The following is a 19,770-nucleotide window of genomic DNA, read 5'->3' as shown; positions in this document are numbered from 1 at the left end:
CCTTACCTTCTTCCCAGGGATTTCACATCAACATTCTTCAGCAGATATTCGCGCGTCAGTTCCCTGATATTGCGCTTGCGCCAAGGGAGAACGAGCATCAGTCCGGCACACAGCAGACAGCCGTAGAAGGTCCAGCCTGCCATCTCCTTGATGCTCACCAGCGTGGCCTGTACCTGTACCTTTCCCTTCGTACTCATGGCAGCCATGTTCTGTGCCTCGGTTACACTCTTGCCCTGATATTGCATGCCTCTCACCGTCTGGTCGTAAGTCTTCGCCGTCTCTATGCTCGTACGATCGTAATCCTGGGCAAAGCGGGTTACATAATACTGCTGTCTGTGCTGCAGCACATTGGTATAGAGCGCCGAGCCGATGCAAGGGGCAATGACCATACGAACGGTAAGCATGATGCACACCCAGGTTGACATGAAGCGGTAAGGCATGCGTTGGTTGGCTATCGTGGAGATGAGCGAATAGAGCAGCATCATTCCCGTAGAACGGATGATGATAGGCCATTTCATACGCTCATACATGCCGTCGTTCTGTACTTCGAAATACATGTACAGCGCATAGGCTCCGATAAAGAGGAAGCCCAGACTGTACATCCACTTCAGGTGAACATTCTTGGCTCGGGCGATGACGGCGAATATCAGTCCCACGGTGTAGCCCACCATCACCCAGTTGCCCAAGGTGGCGTTCTGCCAGTTGTCTATCTTCATGCTCACATTGGTGAACACGTTGACAAGCATGGCGCTCGAATTGCAGACCATCAGCAGGAAGAAGAGCAGGATGCCGTAGTTGATGACCCTGAGCTGGAACACCTCCATGATGAAATAAGGTGAACGCCGCGTCTTCTCCAGATAGATGAACAGGGCGGTAAAGATAAGACAGACCACCGAAGAGAAGCGGATGGTAGGATCATCAAACCAGTCGAGTGTCTTACCGAATACCATGACATAAGCAAACGAACAGAGCATGATACTGAACACCGTAACATTGCCAAACTTCGACATCGTTATCGGGAACTTCGGCATCGGATACTTATGATAAGGCATGGTGAAGAACACGATGATGATGCCCGCCAACATGAATGCCATCATGAAATGATAAACATACTGCCACTCATAGGCATAGGCAAGCCATGCCGTAAGCCAGGTTCCCAACTGTCCGATAATCATGAAGAAGAGATAGATGACCGGCTGCGACACCATCTTCTCCGAATCTACCGCATCCCATGCTTCCTCGGTAGTAGGCTCGCATCCCGGCGTGATATTCCTCGTAGCCTCTATTCCGAAACCGTATCTGATAAGCACAAAGAGATGCGCCATCAGCAGCGTCTGGCGGACAAAACCCATCAGCAGACTGCACAGTCCGAGTATGAACAGCGAGTCGGTCTGGGCACACACGAAACTGAGGATAAAGAGAATGGAGAAGCCCACGATACACATCATCTTCTCTCTACGGATGCACACCAGATCATAGAAGAACGGCGAGAAAGCCGCCATTCCTATCGAGGTGCAAAAGCCCGCAAAGGCGATGTATTCCGACTGGATGCCGAGCCCGCTCATCATCTCGCCGCTGTTGGCAGAATAGACACCACTCATCGTAATCATCGGCACGAAGAGGATGATCATGAAGATGATGCCGAGCGGTTTGGGCACCCAATCATAAAACGGATAATTCTTATATTCTTCTTCCATATATTACTTCATTTCCATCTAGCTGTTTTTTACTTTCTCTCAGCCTTGACAACCACCATCATGCCGGCAGCAAGATGCTCATTATCCTCTTTGCTGAGGTTGTTGAAATCGATTCTTACAGGCACACGCTGCTGAATTTTAACAAAGTTGCCAGCAGAATTGTCTGTAGGTACCAGCGAATATTTCGAACCGGTAGCACCAGAAATGGCGGTCACCGTACCCTCAAACTCCTTGTTACTGATGGCATCTACGGTCATACGCACCTTCTGTCCTACATAGAGATTCTCTATCTGGGTTTCCTTATAGTTGGCAATCACCCATTTGTTGTTGGTTGGAATGATGTAGGTAATGGTGGTTCCTGCATTCACCATCTGTCCCTCCTCGATAGAGCGGCGCCCCAGTTTACCATCACAAGGAGCCACTACCACACAGTAAGAGAGGTTCAGCTTTGCCATCTCTACGGCAGCCTCGGCACGTTCGATGGAGGCAGCCACATTCTGCTTGCGGGTAGTTACCTCGTTTACTCCCTTATAGGCAGCAGCCTGCTGCTTCTTTACCCCTTCGAGTTTCTTCTTGGTAGCAGCATATTCTACCTCCAGCTGTTCGAGCTGTATAGGAGTAGCCGCCTTCTTTTCTACCAGGTTGCGATAGCGTTCGCAGTCCTTGGCAAGTTTGGCTAGTCGTACATTTATTTCATCGATGGATGCCTGATAGATAGAAGCTGATGTCTCGGTGGTCTGCTCTGTAGCGTTGATGACATTGGCTCCAGCCTTGGCATCCTTGAGGGCAGCTTCAGCCTCCATCAGACGGATACGATACTCCCGGTCGTCGAGCACAAGGAGGGTATCTCCCTTGTGTACTTCCTGATGTTCTCTGAAGCATACCTTGGCGATATAGCCGGATGCACGGAGATTAACCGGTGAGAGATATTGCTCTATCTGAGCATCATTGCTCGTTTCGTTAGAGCTATAATCGAGGAAGAGGCATACGATCTTCCAGAGTCCGAAAGCCAGGATAGCAACACCTATCAGACTGGCGATAATCTGTCTTACGCGCTGTTTCTTGAGTTTTTTCCTGGTTTCTTCGTGAGATACCTGTGTAGCCTCTGCAGTTTCTACATTTTTATTTTCGTTCTGTTCCATAGTTTTATTGTAATTTGGAATCAGGGAATATGAAGTAAAGTTTTTTACATCCCGTTTTCCTGTTTATGTTTTATTTTTTAATGATTTATTCTTCTCTGTTATTTAGCAACCGAAATCTGGTTGAGCTGTCCAGTCAACTTGAGCAGCGAGAGATTGGCAACCTTGTAGCGATAGTAGGCTGTGAGATAATTGTTCATTGCCTCGCTCATACGCATCTCGTCCTGCAGCACCGCTGTCATCGAAGCCACACCCTCCTTATACTGGTCGGCTGTTACGTTGTAAACATCCTGCGCCATGGTATAATTATCAAACTGCTTCTTGTAGTTGCGCTGACTGTTGTTCACCTCGCTCACCGCATTCATATAGTTTGCCTGCAGTCCCTTCAGGGCGTCCTCGTAACCGATGCGTGCATTCTCCTCCTCTATCTTCGCCTTTCTGATTTTAGAACGCTTTTCAAAGCCATCGAATACAGGCACTCTCAGCTGGATGCCCAGACCGTTGGAACCATACCAGTGGTTTGATTCGCCCGAATGAATCCAGTGATCTATCCTATCGGTAAAGGCAGAATACATCAGGTTTCCGGTCAGCGAGAGCGATGGCAGATAGCCGTCCTTGGCAAGTTTGGTCTGCTTCTGGGTGAGCAGTTTCTTCTGTTCCAGCAACTGGAGTTCGTAGAGTCCCGTATCCAGTCCGTCAGCCTTCACCATCTCAATCTTTCCCGGATCTACGGCTGTCACCTTCATCTCCTTCTCGGCAGGATAATCTATCACATACTTGAGCATGGTATACTGCTGTTCGAGCATGGCGATGGCGTTATCGCGCTGCACGGTGAGGTTCTCGATATTGAGATTCACACGCTTCAGATCGACCTCCAGACTCATCTGGTTGTCATAGAATGCCTGGGTGATGTTTCTGAGTTCTACCAGTCGCTTGATGTTGTCATCCGTCAGACGAATCTGCTCAGATGTGTTCTGCGCCATGTAATACATCTTGGCAGTCTGGACGATGAGGTCTTCACGCGCCTTCTCATAAGAGAGTTGGTTGAGCTTATCGGCAATCTTGGTAATGTCGATGGCGGTAAGAATCATCTGGTTATACAGTGGCATCTGCAATTGTACACCCGCCGAAGCATTATACTGCAACGTCTTGGTTACATTATAAGGCTTGCCGTAAGCCGAGCCGTCGGTAACCGAAACAGGCGGCGTAAAGTTGTCGTTGAGCTGTGCCACCGCATTGATTTGCGGATAGAGTTTAGCCTGATTTTCGCTGATAGCGTACTTTCCCTTAGCTATTTCGTTTCGGCTGCTCTGGAGCGACAGGTTGTTATCCACTGCCATCTGCAGGCACTGGCTAAGCGTAAGCGTCTCCTGTGCGCCAAGTGTATGGAAAGCTCCGAGCGCGAAACATAAGATGATTATTTTCTTCATTTCTTCTTAATGATTTCTATTGATTTACGTTTCATTCATTATCTGGGTGCAAAGGTACGGCTTTTCGGTGATAAATGACTATTCACATCTTATCACAATATGTTCAAAATTTCCGAAAATAACAGGATATGGTTCAGTATCAGCCTCATCGGCCTACTGACTTTCAGCTATGCGCTTCTCCAGAACCTTCTTCAGGTTATCAGCAGAGCCCATTCCCAACTTCTTTCTGATGTTGGCCCGCTGGGTAGTGATGTTCGATTCCGACTTGTTGAGCAGCGTGCAAATCTCACTCAGCTTTCTGTTCTGCAGGATAAGGTAACAGATTTCCTGTTCAGAGGCACTCAACTCGGGAAAGACGCGTTCAATGTTCTGTTTGCTCAATTCGCGGGTCTGGAGATATTGCATCACATTGTCTATGACATTCTTCTGCGAAGCCTCACCCAGAAGATCCAGCAAATGCGCGGTAAGTTTAACATCATGCCTTTCCTTCGCCAGAGCCACGTATGCCTTAATCTGCTTTTTGTTTATCTTCAGCACCTGGAGCAGTTCTTCCTCATCACGCTGCAACGTTCTGTTCGCATTGACAAGATACTCACCGTTTCTGGCAACAGCCAGACTCAGCACGCTGATAAAAAGCAATATGAGCATCATCATGAAGAAATAATCCATGAGCGATTCATCCCCCGTTACAATCACACTCAATATATAAACCCCAAAAGCTATTCCCACCAGCCAGCGTGTGAGACGCGCCTGATAAGCCGCCAGCGAGAAAAACATGTTGCCTGAAAGGATAAGCATATTGATGAGAATCACCATTCTGTTATCTTTCAGCGTAGGCATAAAGGCACTGTAGAGGATATCAGCTCCGATAAAACACTGGGTGGCGATAGCGATACAAACGATTGCCCTCACCATTGGGATTTTCCCGAAGAGATAAGCCGTGAAGGAGGATAACACGACTATCAGAAAAACGATGTTAGACACGGTAAAAAACGGATCAAAGGCTCCAGAAAAGCCCAGGATATTTGACAGGATGCCCAAAGAGAGCATCACGGAGAAACACACAAGGATAGCTTGACGTTGGCGGTCCAAGTAATTAGATTCTCTCTTCAGGAAAGAGAACCCTAACTGATGTATCTTAGATATCTTTGCGTTCTTTTCTTTCATATTCATAATGGATAGATAAATTATTTCGTATTGACAGATGAGGCAGGTTTGCCCTGACTGACGAATCATTTTGCACAGACAGACGAATCGCTTTTTCTTCTTGCAAAAATAATAAAAAAGATTGGTTTTGATGTATTTTGAGGGATATTTTTTTATAATTCCAGAAAAATCAGCATTTTTCAGTGTACTTTTCTCCCTACCGAGAGTGGTTTTCCATTACTTTTGCATTTGAAAATTCAAATCATTTATCAATCATTTAATACTAATTACGTATGAAAAAGAATATCACTTTCAACAGTAAGCACATACAATGGTTTCTGTTTTTATGCTTAAGTTTCAGCATCACATTCTGTATGTTTCTGCTATCTTCATGCAGCGATGATGACAGCCCAGAAGTAAACAATAAGGCACACTATCAGGACGTACCAGCCAGTCTGTTGACCGATGCCAAGAAACTGGAGATGGTCCGGTCTATCCAGGACTTGAAAGACGGAAGATTCTTCTATCTTGACTATACGGAGGATTACAAACTCTCTACCATATCAGGCTATAATCTTACCGACAACACCCAACTGATTGGTGCCGTATTGAAAACCCTCTGCGACAAAACACCATCCTGGCTCAAGGCAAGAGTCAAGCTGGATGCCGGCTGCAGTGCCTTTGCTGTTACGACACCAGATACTGGTGATTATCTGATGGGGCGCAACTTTGACTACTCTCACGATAATGAACCGATTGCAGCAGCCCTGGTTCGCACGGCTCCAGAAGGTGGACTGAAATCCATCAGTATGGTAGATGCCTACTGGATAGGTTACCGGCAGGATCTCTGGCATTACATCCTATATAACAAGGAACAGTTTGAGAAACATAAGACACAAGACCTGTCCTATATCATGGCATTTCCATATCTTCTGATGGACGGCATGAACGAGGCCGGCTTTGCCGTATCCGTACTCCATCTCGACGGCAAGCCAACCCAGCAGGCAAGCACGGGCAAGAAACTGACTACAACCCTGGCCTTACGCATGATGCTGGATCATGCAAGAACTGTAGATGAAGCTCTCAAGATTCTGGACGGATATGACCTCTGGATACCGGATAATGACGGCAACTATCATTTCTACATGGCAGATGCCACGGGCCGTTATGCCATCGTAGAATTCGTATATGACAAGGATCACCAAAGCAAGATTTACATCGACGATGAATATACGGGAGAGGACGGAAAGACTCATTTCAAATATCCTGACGTATTGCCAAACACCCGCGAGGTGATAGAAAAGCGCTATGCCAGCAACTTCTATGTATCTGAAACCATGGCATGTTCAGATAAAGGTCCGAAACTCTCGAACCACGGCAAGACCCGCTACGACATGATGGAATTTGTCATCAAGCAGAACAGTAACCAGTTGTCAGAGGAAGGAGCCATGAATCTGCTCAATGGTGTGAGTCAGGCAGAAACTCCAGGCAATCCAACGAGCCATACCCAGTGGTCGGTGGTATACAATCTCTCCCAGCGCAAGGCAACCGTCTGCGTGAACAGAGATTACAAGAACAAGTTTACGTTCTATGCAAAATAACACATTAACTGGTAAATGGACAAGATTATGAAAAAAGTAACATTATTTTTAAACAAGGCTACTTACTTGGTGATGCTTCTCATAGCTTCGCTGACTATGTTTACAGGCTGTTCGGATGATGACAAAACGTCTTCTGCGGAAAACTTTCCACCATCAGATGAAGAAACCCATTTCAACAGCGCTATAACTGGAGTTCAATATAAGGGCAATACTGTAATGCTGGGATTGGGCGAAAAGGCTGAAATGACGAAAGCCTGTGAACTCCTCTTCCCTAACAGACAAGCCACGGTTTCGGAATCAACCGACCTGCTGATTATCCCTGCTGGGGAAAAATACCAGAAGGAAGCTGAGCAAGTTATGGAGCAGGGCGGAATTGTAGCAACCTACCAGCCTTCTGATGATATTCTGCTATCGGCTACGGACGGTCAGGGGTATAGCTACAAGGTATATGAACCTAACCTGGACGAGGTATTCGTTGACAATAGCCAGGAAGCGGCTGAAACCCAATCATATACCAATCTGTTTGATGACGTGGAATGGAATCAGCCAGAACTGCAGGAAGAAGACCAGAATAATGACGGCTCCGGTGATGAGATGGCCGACCTGGATGCTGTAGACCCGGAACTTGGGGACAACGACATCTATACCTATCTGAACGGATGGGTAGCAGATATGAACAAATACGAAGAAAAGAAAGTAGAAAATTCAAATGGGGATGATGACCTCAGCAAGGATTTTACCCAGTACCATTATGGTAAGACTTTTACTTATAATGACAAAAAGGAAGTTCGCCATCTGGCATTGTCGAAACGGGATTATATCGAAGGCAGCGGAGCCATCAATGTTTCGTTTGACATCTATCAGGTTCATTGCTATGAGGGCCAGGCAGGTTCGGGCGATTACTATATAGTGAACATGTCGTCAAGCGTAAGCAATAATGACATGTACAAGGGTAGATGGTCGAACAGACACGGAGGTACATATGTACGTATTTGCGGTTTCTACGGCAAAGCATTCGCCATGGAATGTATCCCGTTGAAATGTGAGACAAAGAATGGCAAAAAGGTATATACGGAATTGGGTACAGACAATATATTTTTTACAGCGAGCGGAACACCTAGTCCACAAACAACGATTAACCAGGTTACCTATACCTCTTCTCATACTCATGGTGTAGAAGCTGGGCTATCCGTAGCAGCAGGAGCCAAGGGAGACATCCCATATGCTGAAGCAAAATACACCATGAAGGCTGGATGGTCATGGACTCACTCCAAGACCTATACCATTAACGACATGGACATCAAGAATACGCAGAGGAAGAACATTGCAGCCTATGAGCTGGTATTCAAGAACCTGCCATATTTCAGATGGAAAAGTAAGAATGGATTTGAGGAAGGAAATTCCAACATATATAAAGCTACTGCCGAAGTGAATGCTGCATGGGCATGGTATATGCCTAAAATGGCAGACAATTCGGATGAATCGCCTATAGCCATCAGGTTTATCGCTAGGCCAACCTATGGTGCCATGAGTTTTATCTCAACCGGAGCAGATCTTCATACACTTACCTTTACAGACATAGGAAATGTTAATCACATCTTCGACCTGCATCCTTTCACACGAGATCGCTATGCACCGCTTCAGTTCACAAACAATCTGAACGACAAAGTTGCCATCTCACACGTTGAGATTTACAAGAAGGGAGAACAGAAAGCTATCTGGAGCTATAAATCTACCCTGCAGAATGGTTCCAGCATTACAACTCCACCATTGAGAATAGCAGATAATTACGAGGTTGAGTTTACCACAGTAAATGGCAAAACCTATAAATACAAGAAGTACAATCAGGAATTGTCTCTCCAGTGGGATATCTCCAACATCGATTGTAACAAGATTTATGCAAAAGAAGATTTTGCCGAGAAATAATATAAAAATAGGTCTAGCAACACCGTGCTTTGCGGGGTCGCTAGACCTATCTTCTTATAGTTCTTCCTTCAGTTCATTATACAAGTCCACAGGACCTAAATGCCAATATTTGGTACTTTCTGTAGACAGCTTTTTATATAGTTGTGAATGATATATACGATTGATGGCATCTGTAAGACTTATACCCTTGTCTTGCGAGAGCCAAGGAGCAAGCCATCCAATCTTCAATGGCAACAACATATAAAGATTGTCTTGTGTTATTTTTGCACTCATAACTGTATGATTTCTGATTCAACAAATTTAATGGCAAGCAGTGACTTCTCTGTATGGAAAAGATACTGGTCAACTAATTTATAAGTTTTCAACTCTTTAATGAGAGTAGGCAAACTGATGATGCCGCCTTCATAGAGTGCGAATTGGGTGTAAACGCTATCGTTTGCTACAGGCCCATACACAACATCATAGTCGTGGATAAATTGTCTATCTGTACGATTCCTCATAACAAAATTCACCCATTCTTCTGTTGTTTTTTCGAAGAAGAGTGATTTCATATTCTTTAGAGCGTTATCATCCAACTCGTAGATATTTATGTATCCGACAGCTACTCCCTTATCTTTCATTCTTCTCTCTACCCATTTCTTTGCCTGTTCGTAAGAAGTAGTTGTATAGAAACCGAACCCATAGTCAAGAGAACGGTTAGGTTGACGTATTTCCGGATTTCTAACTTCCTCAATACTTCCATGATAAATTATGCTCATTTTCTTCTTTCGTTTATCATTTTGTCAATTTCTTCTATCAGCCACTGACCACCTTGTGTATGAAGCACTTCATAGAATTCACAGAAATGCTCAGCTATGCCATACTGTTCAAACAAATTCACTACATCTTCTGTAGACATATTCTTTGCCTTAGCATATTGTTCTATGCAGAATGACACAAATACAGCCTTGCCTTGTTTTTCTTTATTCATTATTATTCTCCTTTCTGTGGCTCAGCCACACATAGTTGATTTTATATTGCTATAATCTGATAGTTTCATAATCATCTCTATTTTAAAACCTTTCTGCAAAAATACGGTAATTATCTGATAATTCAAAGAATATTCGATATTTTAACACAAAAATGTATCACAAAGTATTTGCTTATCCAGAAGAGAACAAACGAAGAATGGCGAAACCAGCAGACTGTCAGCCTACTCATTTCGCCACTTACATATTTATTTATCTCGCAAAAAGATGAATTAGTCTTCATCAGCAAACTCATTCAGAGTATATGCGCTGCTGCCATCGAAACAATGGGTACATACCTGGCACTTTGGAAGACCGATGGCCTCTACCAGCTGCTCGATGGTGTTGAACTTCAGGGAAGTCAAGCCCAACTGGCTGGCAATCTCATCTACCATCTTCTGATACTCAGGAGAACCGGTGGTAGCGTATTTCTCAAGATTCTTGTTGGCATCGCCCTCAAACTTCTCGATGATGCGACGGGTAATCAGCTCCATATCACTCTTTGAAGAAGTGAAGTTGATGAACGGACAACCATATACCAATGGAGGACATGCAATACGCATATGGCACTCCTTCAAGCCTGCCTGGTCGAAAAGCACCTTCACGTTGTCGCGAAGCTGGGTACCACGAACGATACTGTCATCACAGAACAATACTCGCTTGCCCTTCAGCATCGCCTTGTTAGGAATCAGCTTCATCTTGGCTACCAATGAACGCATGCTCTGGTTGCTAGGAGTAAAGCTACGAGGCCATGTAGGAGTATACTTGGCAATACAGCGCTGGTAAGGCACACCCTTGCCGGCAGCATAACCCATCGCCATACCTGTACCCGAATCAGGAATTCCGCTACAGCAGTCTACCTCCACATCATCGGTCTTGGCGAGATTAAAGCCATTGGTAAAACGCGCCTCCTCTACATTCTTGCCCTCGTAGGTAGATGTAGGGAATCCGTAGTAAACCCAGAGAAAAGAGCAAACCTGCATCTTTTTGTTGGCAGGACGGATCTGCTCCATGCCATCAGCTGTAATCTTCACGATTTCGCCTGGTCCTACCTCATATGCTGTTTCATAATCGAGGTTAGGGAACGAGGTGGTTTCGCTGGAAGCCGCATAAGCACCTTCCTTCTTGCCGATGATGATTGGAGTACGTCCCCAACTGTCACGCGCACAGATAATGCCATCCTCGGTAAGGATCATCATGGTGCAGGAACCTTTGATGTGATGGAAAACGTTTTCGATACCTTCTCTGAAGGTTTTACCCTGAATAATGAGCAGAGCCACCAACTCAGTAGGATTGGTACTACCCGAAGACATCTCTGCAAAGTGCATGTTCTTTTCGAGCAGAAGCTGAGTAAGTTCATCCTTGTTTACTATCTTAGCTACAGTGCAAATGGCAAAGCGGCCAAGATGAGAGTTCATGATGAGTGGCTGGGCATCTGTATCGCTAATCACGCCGATGCCCGATGTAGCTCCTTCAAACTTGTTGAGTGTAGGTTCAAACTTCGTTCTGAAGTATGAACTTTCCAGATTGTGGATAGAGCGCACGAAGCCCTTCTCACTACTGTAAGTTGCCAAACCGCCCCGGCGTGTGCCGAGATGTGAGTTGTAATCTGTGCCGTAAAAGAGATCAGCGACACAGCTTTTCTTGGAAATAGTTCCGAAAATGCCTCCCATAAGAGTATAATTATATGTTATAATTTTGTAATATGGGTGCAAAGGTAAATAAAAATCAGAAAATATGCAAGTCTTTTTGCTTTTTTTCTGTAAAAACATGATAATGAGGGTAACTTGCTACCCTATTTCGAGAAGAATAAACGGCTACTGAAACGAAAAGCGCTCCGGCAATAATTACCGGAGCGCCATGATATGATTTCCTATGAAATTAATCCAACTTCAGGCTCTTCTTGATAGCCTCGATCTTATCCATTGCAGCAGCTGTGCAGCGGTTGTAGCAGCCAGCGCACTTGAATGAAGGATCCTTAACCTCAATATAGAACTTAATCTTAGGCTCTGTACCTGATGGACGGACACTTACCTTGGTGTTGTCATCGCAGAACCACTGGAGTACATTGCTTGTAGCAGGCATATCGAGCTTCTCTACGCTGCCGTCAGCATGCTTAGTCTCCAGGCTCTGGTAGTCCTTCCAGGTTACCACCTTGCTGCCACCCAACTCCTGTGGAGGGTTGGCACGGAAGTCTGCCATCATCTGCTTAATCTCGTCAGCACCAGTCTTACCTGGGCGAACTACGTTTACAGTGAACTCCTTGCTGAAGCCATACTCTGCATAAATCTGCATCAGGAGGTCGTAGAGAGTCTTGCCCTGATCCTTAGCCCATGCTGCAATCTCGCAGATGAGGCAGATAGATGCTGGAGCATCCTTATCGCGTACCTTATCGTATGGCAAGAAGCCGAAGCTCTCCTCACCACCACCGATGTACTGCTGCTTGCCCTCAGAGATAGCAATCTCACGTGCAATCCACTTGAAACCGGTGTAGCAGTCGCGCAACTCTACGTTGTTCTTCTTGGCAATCTCAGCAATTACCTCTGTTGTAACGATGGTCTTTACGAGGAAGTCTGTTGGCTTCAACTTACCCAACTTCTTCTTGTTCTCGATGATGTAGTAGCAGAACATCATGGCTGTCTGGTTACCATTGATGATCATCCACTCACCCTTGTCGTCGCGGCAAACGATAGCCAGGCGGTCAGCATCTGGGTCAGTAGCAACCACGAGGTCAGCGTTCAGCTTGGTACCGAGCTTCATACCGAGGGTCATAGCCTCTGCATTCTCTGGGTTTGGAGAAACTACTGTTGGGAAGTTGCCATCTACAACCATCTGCTCAGGAACTACATTGATGTTCTGGAAGCCCCAAGAACGCAGACAGAGAGGAACGATGACGCGACCTGTACCATGCATAGCTGAATAAACGATGTTGAGGTCTTTCTGACGGTTGATGACATCCTGGTCAATCATAGCAGAATGAACGGCTGTCATGTAGTCGTAATCCATCTCACCACCGATAATCTTGATCTTATCCCAGTTAGCCTCAAACTTCACCTGGTCGATAGTCACCTTGTTCACCTCCTCGATGATACCAGTATCGTGTGGAGCCAGAACCTGAGCACCGTCGCTCCAGTAAGCCTTGTAACCATTGTACTCCTTAGGGTTGTGAGAAGCAGTTACGTTGACACCAGCCTTTGCACCGAGCTCACGGATAGCGAAAGAAATCTCTGGTGTAGGACGGAGGCTCTCGAAGAGATAAGCCTTGATGCCATTGGCAGAGAAGATGGCAGCTACGGTTTCTGCGAAGAGACGGGAATTGTTACGGCAGTCGTGACCTACCACTACAGAAAGGTTCTCCTCACCAGGGAAAGCCTTGAGGATGTAGTTAGCAAAGCCCTGAGTAGCCATACCAACGATATACTTGTTCATGCGGTTGGTACCTGCGCCCATGATACCGCGCAAACCACCAGTACCGAACTCCAAGTTCTGATAGAATGCATCAACGAGAGCAGACTTGTCCTCTGCGTCGAGCATTGCCTTTACTTCCTTACGGGTTTCTTCGTCAAAAGCAGGTGTGAGCCACTGCTGTGCTCTTTCTTCACACTGCTTGATCAATTCTGCGTTATTAGCCATAGTTTGATTATATTATGTTATTAATTAATTCTTATCGAGAATGATGTGCACGAAAACAATGCATAATTTCTCTATTTGCGTACAAAGTTATATAAAATATTTGATAAACCAAACATGTTTGAAGTTTTTTTTGTATTTTTGCACTTTGAAATGGTATTGAAAATAGAATAAGGCTAATATTTAGCAATATTGTATTGGTAAGATAGCAATAGTTGAATGAACAAAATATAAAAAGATAGAATATGGAAGTATATTACACGGGCGTCATCATCGCCGTATCCACTTTTTTAATAATAGGTATCTTTCACCCTATCGTTATGAAGACGGAATATTATACGGGCACCCGGTTCTGGTGGGTGTTCCTCGTTGCGGGCATCATCTGCATAGGAGCTGCCTTCCTGGTTGCCAACGTGCTCTTCTCTGCCATATTGGGCGTAGTAGGTGCTTCATGCCTTTGGAGCATCGGTGAACTCTTCGAACAGAGACAACGCTGCGAGAAAGGCTGGTTCCCGAAGAATCCGAAAAGAATAGGAACAGGATATTACAGGGACGAGAAGAAGTGAAGAACGAAGAAACAACGTTCGACGGACGAAGTGAAAGTCAATTCAAGTGTAAAGTGTATAGGAAGAAAACGCCAACGAAATGAAGACAGAACTCATTCTGGTCGGAAAGACCGTAAACAAGCATTTCATTGCGGGCATCAAGGATTATGCTGAACGCATCACCCATTACATGCCTTTCAACATAACAACCATTCCTGAGCTCAAGAACACCAAGAGTCTCAGCGAACAGCAGCAGAAGGAACGGGAAGGAGAACTGATTCTGAAACTCCTCCAGCCTTCGGATACCGTGGTGCTGATGGATGAACATGGACAGGAATTCCGAAGCATCGAATTTGCCAAATGGATAGAGCGCAAGCAGGCTACTGCCCGCAGGCTCGTCTTTGTCATCGGCGGTCCTTACGGCTTTTCACAGTCTGTCTACGACCGCGCCAACGAGAAGATTTCCCTCTCCAAGATGACCTTCTCGCATCAGATGGTGCGCCTTATCTTTACCGAGGCGCTCTATCGCGCATGTACTATTATAAAAGGTGAACCTTACCACCATGAATAAAGGTAAAAAAAAAGAATATGCCAAAAGATAAATATATAGAAATAAAAGGGGCAAGAGCCAACAACCTCAAGAATATCGATGTGAAGATACCTCAGGGCAAGTTTGTTGCCATTACGGGTGTCTCCGGATCGGGAAAATCATCGTTGGCTTTTGATACCTTATATGCTGAGGGCCAGCGCCGCTATGTGGAGTCGCTCTCTTCATACGCTCGCCAGTTCCTGGGACGTATGAGCAAACCGGAATGTGATTTCATCAAGGGATTGCCACCGGCCATTGCCATCGAACAGAAGGTGATTTCGCGCAACCCACGCTCTACCGTGGGCACCAACACCGAAATCTACGAATACCTGCGACTGCTCTACGCACGCATCGGAAAAACCTATTCGCCTATCAGCGGACAGGAGGTGAAACGCCATACTACCGAAGATGTACTCGCCTGCACCCGACAGTATTCCAAGGGCACCAGGTTTGTCATCCTCGCCCCTATCCACGTCATCGAAGGGCGCAGTCTGGGCAAACAGCTGGAGATGTACAACCAGGAAGGTTACGCGCGTATATATATAAAAGGTGAATTCGTACGCATAGAAGACTTCATGGAGCAGGCTGACAAGGAACTGCTGGAAGTAAGCGGCGACAAACTGAGAAAGAGAATGCAGCAGAAGGATGAAGAAATCTTCCTGGTCATCGACCGTGCTTCGGTAAGCGATGAGAAGGATGATATCAGCCGACTGATGGATTCTGCCGAAACTGCCTTCTATGAGGGAGATGGAGCCTGCCGCCTCGTCTTCCTGCCAAGCAATATCTGCTACGACTTCTCTACCCGGTTCGAAGCTGACGGCATGCAGTTTGAAGAGCCTACCGACAATATGTTTGCCTTCAACTCCCCTCTCGGAGCCTGCCCTACCTGCGAAGGTTTCGGCAGCGTAATAGGCATCGATGAGAAACTCGTCATCCCGAACACTTCGATGAGCGTCTATGACGGATGTGTGGTTTGCTGGCGAGGCGAAAAGATGGGTATGTGGCTCAAGGAATTCATCCGCAGAGCTGCAGAATACGACTTCCCTATCTTCAAGCCTTATTTCGAACTGACTCAGCAGCAGAAGGACTGGCTGTGGCACGGTCTGCCTGGCGAGAAGAAACGTAAACAGCAGGAAAGGGTGAGCATCGACGATTTCTTCAGAATGGTAAAGGAGAACCAGTACAAGATACAATACCGCGTGATGCTTAGCCGATTCCGTGGAAAGACGATTTGTCCTAACTGCCATGGTACGCGACTCAAGAAGGAAGCCAACTATGTGAAGATTGGCGGAAAGAGCATCACCGAACTGGTTGAGATGTCGATTGTGAACCTGAGCGAATGGTTCAAGAAACTGGAACTCTCTGAGCATGAGAAGGAAATCAGCAAGCGTCTGCTCACCGAAATCACCCACCGCCTGCAGTTCCTCCTGGATGTTGGTCTGGGTTATCTTACGCTCAACCGACTCTCCAACACCCTCTCCGGCGGTGAGAGTCAGCGCATCAACCTGACCACCAACCTGGGCTCATCGCTCGTGGGTAGCGTATATATCCTCGATGAACCTAGTATCGGACTCCATAGCCGCGATACCGCCCGACTGATTAAGGTGCTGAAAGAACTGCAGCAACTGGGCAATACGGTGGTTGTGGTAGAACACGACGAAGAGATTATGCGGGCAGCAGACTATCTCATCGATATCGGTCCAGATGCCGGCAGACTGGGCGGAAGAGTGGTCTACGCCGGTCCGTCATCAGAATATTCTACCACCGACAAGGCTGAACAGGAAAAGCTGCTGGCTGAATATCCGGAGAGTTATACCATCAAGTACCTTACCCACAACGAGGAGATAAAGGTGCCAACGAGCCACCGTGCCTGGAACCAGTATATCGAAATCAAGGGAGCCCGGATGAACAATCTGCGCGGCATCGATGTTAAGATACCGCTCAATGTTTTCACCTGTGTAACCGGTGTATCAGGCTCAGGCAAGAGTTCGCTCATCAAGGGAATCCTCTATCCTGCCATGCGTCGCCGTCTGGACCTCGTAGCAGATGCCCCAGGCGAATATACATCGATGGAAGGCGACTGGAAGAGCATCCATCATGTAGAGTTTGTTGACCAGAACCCTATCGGAAAGAGTACCCGCAGCAACCCTGCCACTTATCTGAAGGCATACGATGCGATACGTGCCCTCTTTGCCAACCAGCCATTGGCTAAGCAGATGGGATTCACGCCGCAGTACTTCTCTTTCAATACCGAAGGCGGAAGATGTGAGGAATGTAAGGGTGCGGGATATGTTACCATCGAGATGCAGTTTATGGCAGACCTCACGCTGACCTGCGAGGCTTGTAAGGGCAAGCGGTTCAAGCACGACATCCTGGAGGTTCGCTATGGCGGAAAAGACGTCAATGATGTGCTGAACATGACGGTAAACGAGGCCATTGAGTTCTTCAGCGATGAAAAGCTGCAGCGTAACGAGGGCGACTTCGACAACTGCCGCATCATCGTAAACCGCCTGAAGCCGCTTCAGGATGTAGGTCTGGGTTACATCAAACTCGGTCAGAATTCAAGTTCGCTTTCGGGTGGTGAGAATCAGCGTGTAAAGCTCGCCTTCTTCATAGGTAAGGAAGAACAGGAGCCTACGCTTTTCATCTTCGACGAGCCTACCACGGGTCTTCACTTCCACGACATCAAGCGTCTGCTCCATGCCTTCAATGCCCTGATAGAAAGGGGCCATTCGCTGGTAGTGATAGAGCACAATCTGGATGTCATCAAGTGTGCCGACTATATCATCGACCTCGGTCCTGAAGGCGGCGATAAGGGCGGCAATCTCGTTGTAGCCGGAACTCCGGAAGAAGTAGCTGCCTGCAAGGCAAGCCTTACCGGAAAGTTCTTGCGTTAAGAGTTGGGGATATAAAATCTGCGAAAGCCCACCCGCACAGGGTGAAAATACGATATCAGTGGAATCCGGCAACTGCCGGATTCCACTTTTTAATTTAAAAATCCAATTCAAAAGTATTATTTATTAAAAAAGTAACCATCATCGAAGGCTGCTTCGATAAGTCGTTGCTTTACTCGGTCGTATTCTGCCGGATCTTCGATAAAGTACCGAAGAGCAGAAACAATCCTCACATAAACACTGAGCCGATAATCGCCCTTACCCTTTTAGATTGTAAAAACGTTTTCCTTATGCATCCCAGCATAAGACATCAGATCAGAACCAGATACACGATGGTTCTTCATCACTTCACTCAGAACAACGCCGAAACGGCTGTTGTCTGCGATAAAATTAACAATCTTCATTGTTTAATTTTTTTAAATTGTTTATAATTATTGTATACGAGTTCCCACTACGGGAACTCTTTTTTATTTTCTTTTTACTATCTTTGCAGAAGATTTATAACAGAACGAATAACCGATACATATATTGTATCAAGACCTAACAATTTTAAGAGAATATGAACATCAGTACATTCATTAATATGGCCAGCAAGATTCCTTCACCTGGCCAGTTGGAAGGCCTGGTAACCTTCATGAAGGAAGATGAGAAACTCAGGTTTTTCACCGAGTCTTACCGGAAAACGGGGAATAAGTCGTACAAGCACGATGCACCCCTCTTCGCCGTAGCCTGCATCTTCGAAGGCGGAAAAGGCAAGGACAACATCCGGAACCTCACACATCTGTCACTGGTCGACTTCGACCACATCACAGAAAAACCGGATGACGGCACCCTGCGCTCGCTCAAAGAGAGAATCTGCCACGATGCCCACACCCTGCTCTGCTACGTTACCATGAGCGGCAACGGACTGCGCGTCATCTACCGCTACGAAGGCGAGGATTATCCCGCCGCCTTCGCCATGGGAAACGACTACTACGCGCATCTCATCGGCAAAGAAAGCGATCCGCTCTGCAAGAACATCACAAGGCTCAGCGGACTCGCCTACGACCCCGAAGTCTATTTCAATCCCGAAGCCACAGCTTTCAGCGCCGAGGAAATCAGCCATTTCCATTCCGCTACGCTCAAGACCGCCCAGAAGAAAAAGAAACAGGAACGCATCGCCGACTACTATGAGCAGATCATCAAACCCAAGCTGGAAAACGAAAAGATAAAGTACGAACCCGGCAACCACAACCAGTATGTGATGCGGGTGGGCTACATGATGGCTAAGAAACGGTACGACAGGAAAGAAGCCACCCAGTGGGCTATCAGGCAGTTTCCCGAATACGACGACGTAGAACAGGTGTTCAAATCATGCTACGAGAACACCACTCACCCACAGAAGACGAAGGCTGAAACCGGAAAGATTCCCTATGCCACCGTAGATGAAATCAAAGACTTCCTCGACGGACATATCAAACTCCGCTTCAACCTCATCACCCTGCGCTACGAGTATCAGAAGGAGAAATGGCGAATCCTCCAGGACCGCGATCTGAATACGCTATGGAGCAACATGTCGCTAACCGCAAGGGTGAGCAAGAGCGACATGATCAATGTCATCGAGAGCGACTATAGCCCGCCCTACAATCCCTTCACCGATTATCTGGAGAATCTCCCACCCTGGCAGGAAGGCGACAAGGACTATATTGCCGAACTCGCTGCCACGGTAAAGCTGAAGGGAGACCCCGTGATGCCCTTCAGTGAAGCTCTCAGGAAATGGCTCGTGGCGATGATAGCAGGATGGATAGACGAAGGTGCCGTCAACAATGTCATCCTGGTGTTCATCGGCAGACAGGGCGCCTACAAGACCACCTGGTTCAACTATCTCCTGCCGCCGGAACTGAAGCAATACTTCTATACGAAGGCAAATGCCAGGCGCATGACGAAGGATGATATCATCGCCCTTTCGCAGTATGCACTCATCTGTTATGAAGAGCTCGACACGATGAGTCCGTCGGAACTGAACCAGCTGAAGGCTGTGGTAACGATGCAGTATACCAACGAAAGGGCGGCATACGGCCATTATGCCGAGCAGCGCAAGCATATCAACACCTTCTGCGGCACGGGCAACAATCCCGAGTTTTTGAGCGACCCTACCGGTAACCGTCGCTGGCTGCCCTACGAGAT

Annotated in this window: 16 protein-coding genes; 6 read left to right on the top strand and 10 right to left on the bottom strand. The window is 46.6% G+C overall.

Features of this window, described 5'->3' with window-relative positions:
* Positions 1 to 2: 2 nt before the first annotated feature.
* From KSW37_RS08355 to KSW37_RS08340, 4 genes are all read right to left on the bottom strand, one after another.
* The gene (locus tag KSW37_RS08355; RefSeq protein ID WP_217314044.1) at positions 3 to 1,697 is read right to left on the bottom strand and encodes an MFS transporter; all 1,695 of its coding nucleotides are present in this window, start codon (positions 1,695 to 1,697) and stop codon (positions 3 to 5) included.
* 29 nt (positions 1,698 to 1,726) lie between these two features.
* Complete coding sequence (locus tag KSW37_RS08350; RefSeq protein WP_217314043.1) at positions 1,727 to 2,839, bottom strand: HlyD family secretion protein; 1,113 nt, start codon at positions 2,837 to 2,839, stop codon at positions 1,727 to 1,729.
* 98 nt (positions 2,840 to 2,937) lie between these two features.
* The gene (locus tag KSW37_RS08345) at positions 2,938 to 4,266 is read right to left on the bottom strand and encodes a TolC family protein (RefSeq protein ID WP_022120934.1); all 1,329 of its coding nucleotides are present in this window, start codon (positions 4,264 to 4,266) and stop codon (positions 2,938 to 2,940) included.
* Positions 4,267 to 4,419: 153 nt separating this feature from the next.
* On the bottom strand, positions 4,420 to 5,433 hold the full coding sequence (locus tag KSW37_RS08340; protein ID WP_217314042.1) for a helix-turn-helix transcriptional regulator: 1,014 nt from the start codon (positions 5,431 to 5,433) through the stop codon (positions 4,420 to 4,422).
* A gap of 272 nt (positions 5,434 to 5,705) precedes the next feature.
* On the opposite strand from KSW37_RS08340, the gene KSW37_RS08335 reads away from it, so the two are divergent.
* Positions 5,706 to 7,013: a carcinine hydrolase/isopenicillin-N N-acyltransferase family protein gene (locus KSW37_RS08335; protein ID WP_217314041.1), complete on the top strand. Its 1,308-nt coding sequence runs from the start codon at positions 5,706 to 5,708 to the stop codon at positions 7,011 to 7,013.
* Positions 7,014 to 7,040: 27 nt separating this feature from the next.
* Entirely contained in the window at positions 7,041 to 8,939 is a 1,899-nt protein-coding gene (locus KSW37_RS08330; RefSeq protein ID WP_217314040.1) for a hypothetical protein, read from the top strand.
* Between the two features lie 54 nt (positions 8,940 to 8,993).
* Here the strand turns inward: KSW37_RS08330 and KSW37_RS08325 are convergent, their stop codons facing one another.
* From KSW37_RS08325 to KSW37_RS08305, 5 genes are all read right to left on the bottom strand, one after another.
* Complete coding sequence (locus KSW37_RS08325; protein ID WP_153082006.1) at positions 8,994 to 9,212, bottom strand: hypothetical protein; 219 nt, start codon at positions 9,210 to 9,212, stop codon at positions 8,994 to 8,996.
* Positions 9,209 to 9,697, bottom strand: coding sequence for a DUF3990 domain-containing protein (locus KSW37_RS08320; RefSeq protein WP_217314039.1), 489 nt, complete (start codon positions 9,695 to 9,697; stop codon positions 9,209 to 9,211). The genes KSW37_RS08325 and KSW37_RS08320 overlap by 4 nt, the downstream gene beginning before the upstream one ends.
* On the bottom strand, positions 9,694 to 9,909 hold the full coding sequence (locus tag KSW37_RS08315) for a DUF3791 domain-containing protein (protein ID WP_153082004.1): 216 nt from the start codon (positions 9,907 to 9,909) through the stop codon (positions 9,694 to 9,696). Before KSW37_RS08315 ends, KSW37_RS08320 begins: the two co-directional genes overlap by 4 nt.
* Before the next feature lie 270 nt (positions 9,910 to 10,179).
* Complete coding sequence (locus KSW37_RS08310) at positions 10,180 to 11,619, bottom strand: amidophosphoribosyltransferase (protein WP_022120937.1); 1,440 nt, start codon at positions 11,617 to 11,619, stop codon at positions 10,180 to 10,182.
* Positions 11,620 to 11,827: 208 nt separating this feature from the next.
* Positions 11,828 to 13,579: a phospho-sugar mutase gene (locus tag KSW37_RS08305; protein ID WP_117692724.1), complete on the bottom strand. Its 1,752-nt coding sequence runs from the start codon at positions 13,577 to 13,579 to the stop codon at positions 11,828 to 11,830.
* Positions 13,580 to 13,821: 242 nt separating this feature from the next.
* On the opposite strand from KSW37_RS08305, the gene KSW37_RS08300 reads away from it, so the two are divergent.
* The 3 genes from KSW37_RS08300 to uvrA all read left to right on the top strand — a co-directional run bounded on the left by KSW37_RS08300 (position 13,822) and on the right by uvrA (position 17,607).
* Positions 13,822 to 14,142 (top strand): DUF4491 family protein, encoded by a 321-nt coding sequence (locus KSW37_RS08300; protein ID WP_217314038.1) that lies wholly within the window; start codon positions 13,822 to 13,824, stop codon positions 14,140 to 14,142.
* A 79-nt stretch (positions 14,143 to 14,221) separates the two neighbouring features.
* Positions 14,222 to 14,692 carry a 23S rRNA (pseudouridine(1915)-N(3))-methyltransferase RlmH gene (gene rlmH / locus KSW37_RS08295; protein WP_006846932.1) on the top strand — a complete coding sequence of 157 codons (471 nt, stop codon included), beginning with the start codon at positions 14,222 to 14,224 and terminating at the stop codon, positions 14,690 to 14,692.
* A 17-nt stretch (positions 14,693 to 14,709) separates the two neighbouring features.
* Entirely contained in the window at positions 14,710 to 17,607 is a 2,898-nt protein-coding gene (gene uvrA, locus KSW37_RS08290; RefSeq protein WP_217314037.1) for an excinuclease ABC subunit UvrA, read from the top strand.
* A 263-nt stretch (positions 17,608 to 17,870) separates the two neighbouring features.
* Here uvrA and KSW37_RS08285 read toward each other — a convergent pair whose 3' ends face one another.
* A complete protein-coding gene (locus KSW37_RS08285; protein ID WP_217314036.1) occupies positions 17,871 to 18,008 on the bottom strand; it encodes a hypothetical protein in 138 nt (45 codons plus the stop codon).
* Positions 18,009 to 18,163: 155 nt separating this feature from the next.
* Between KSW37_RS08285 and KSW37_RS08280 the strand changes: the two genes are divergently transcribed.
* Positions 18,164 to 19,770: VapE domain-containing protein (locus KSW37_RS08280; protein WP_217314035.1), on the top strand; the 1,607-nt coding region annotated here is incomplete at its 3' end.

It is taken from the genome of Segatella copri, assembly GCF_019127135.1.
GTDB lineage: Bacteria > Bacteroidota > Bacteroidia > Bacteroidales > Bacteroidaceae > Prevotella.
The sequence above is the reverse complement of the archived record's forward strand: the minus strand, read 5'-3'. Positions and strand labels throughout refer to the sequence as shown.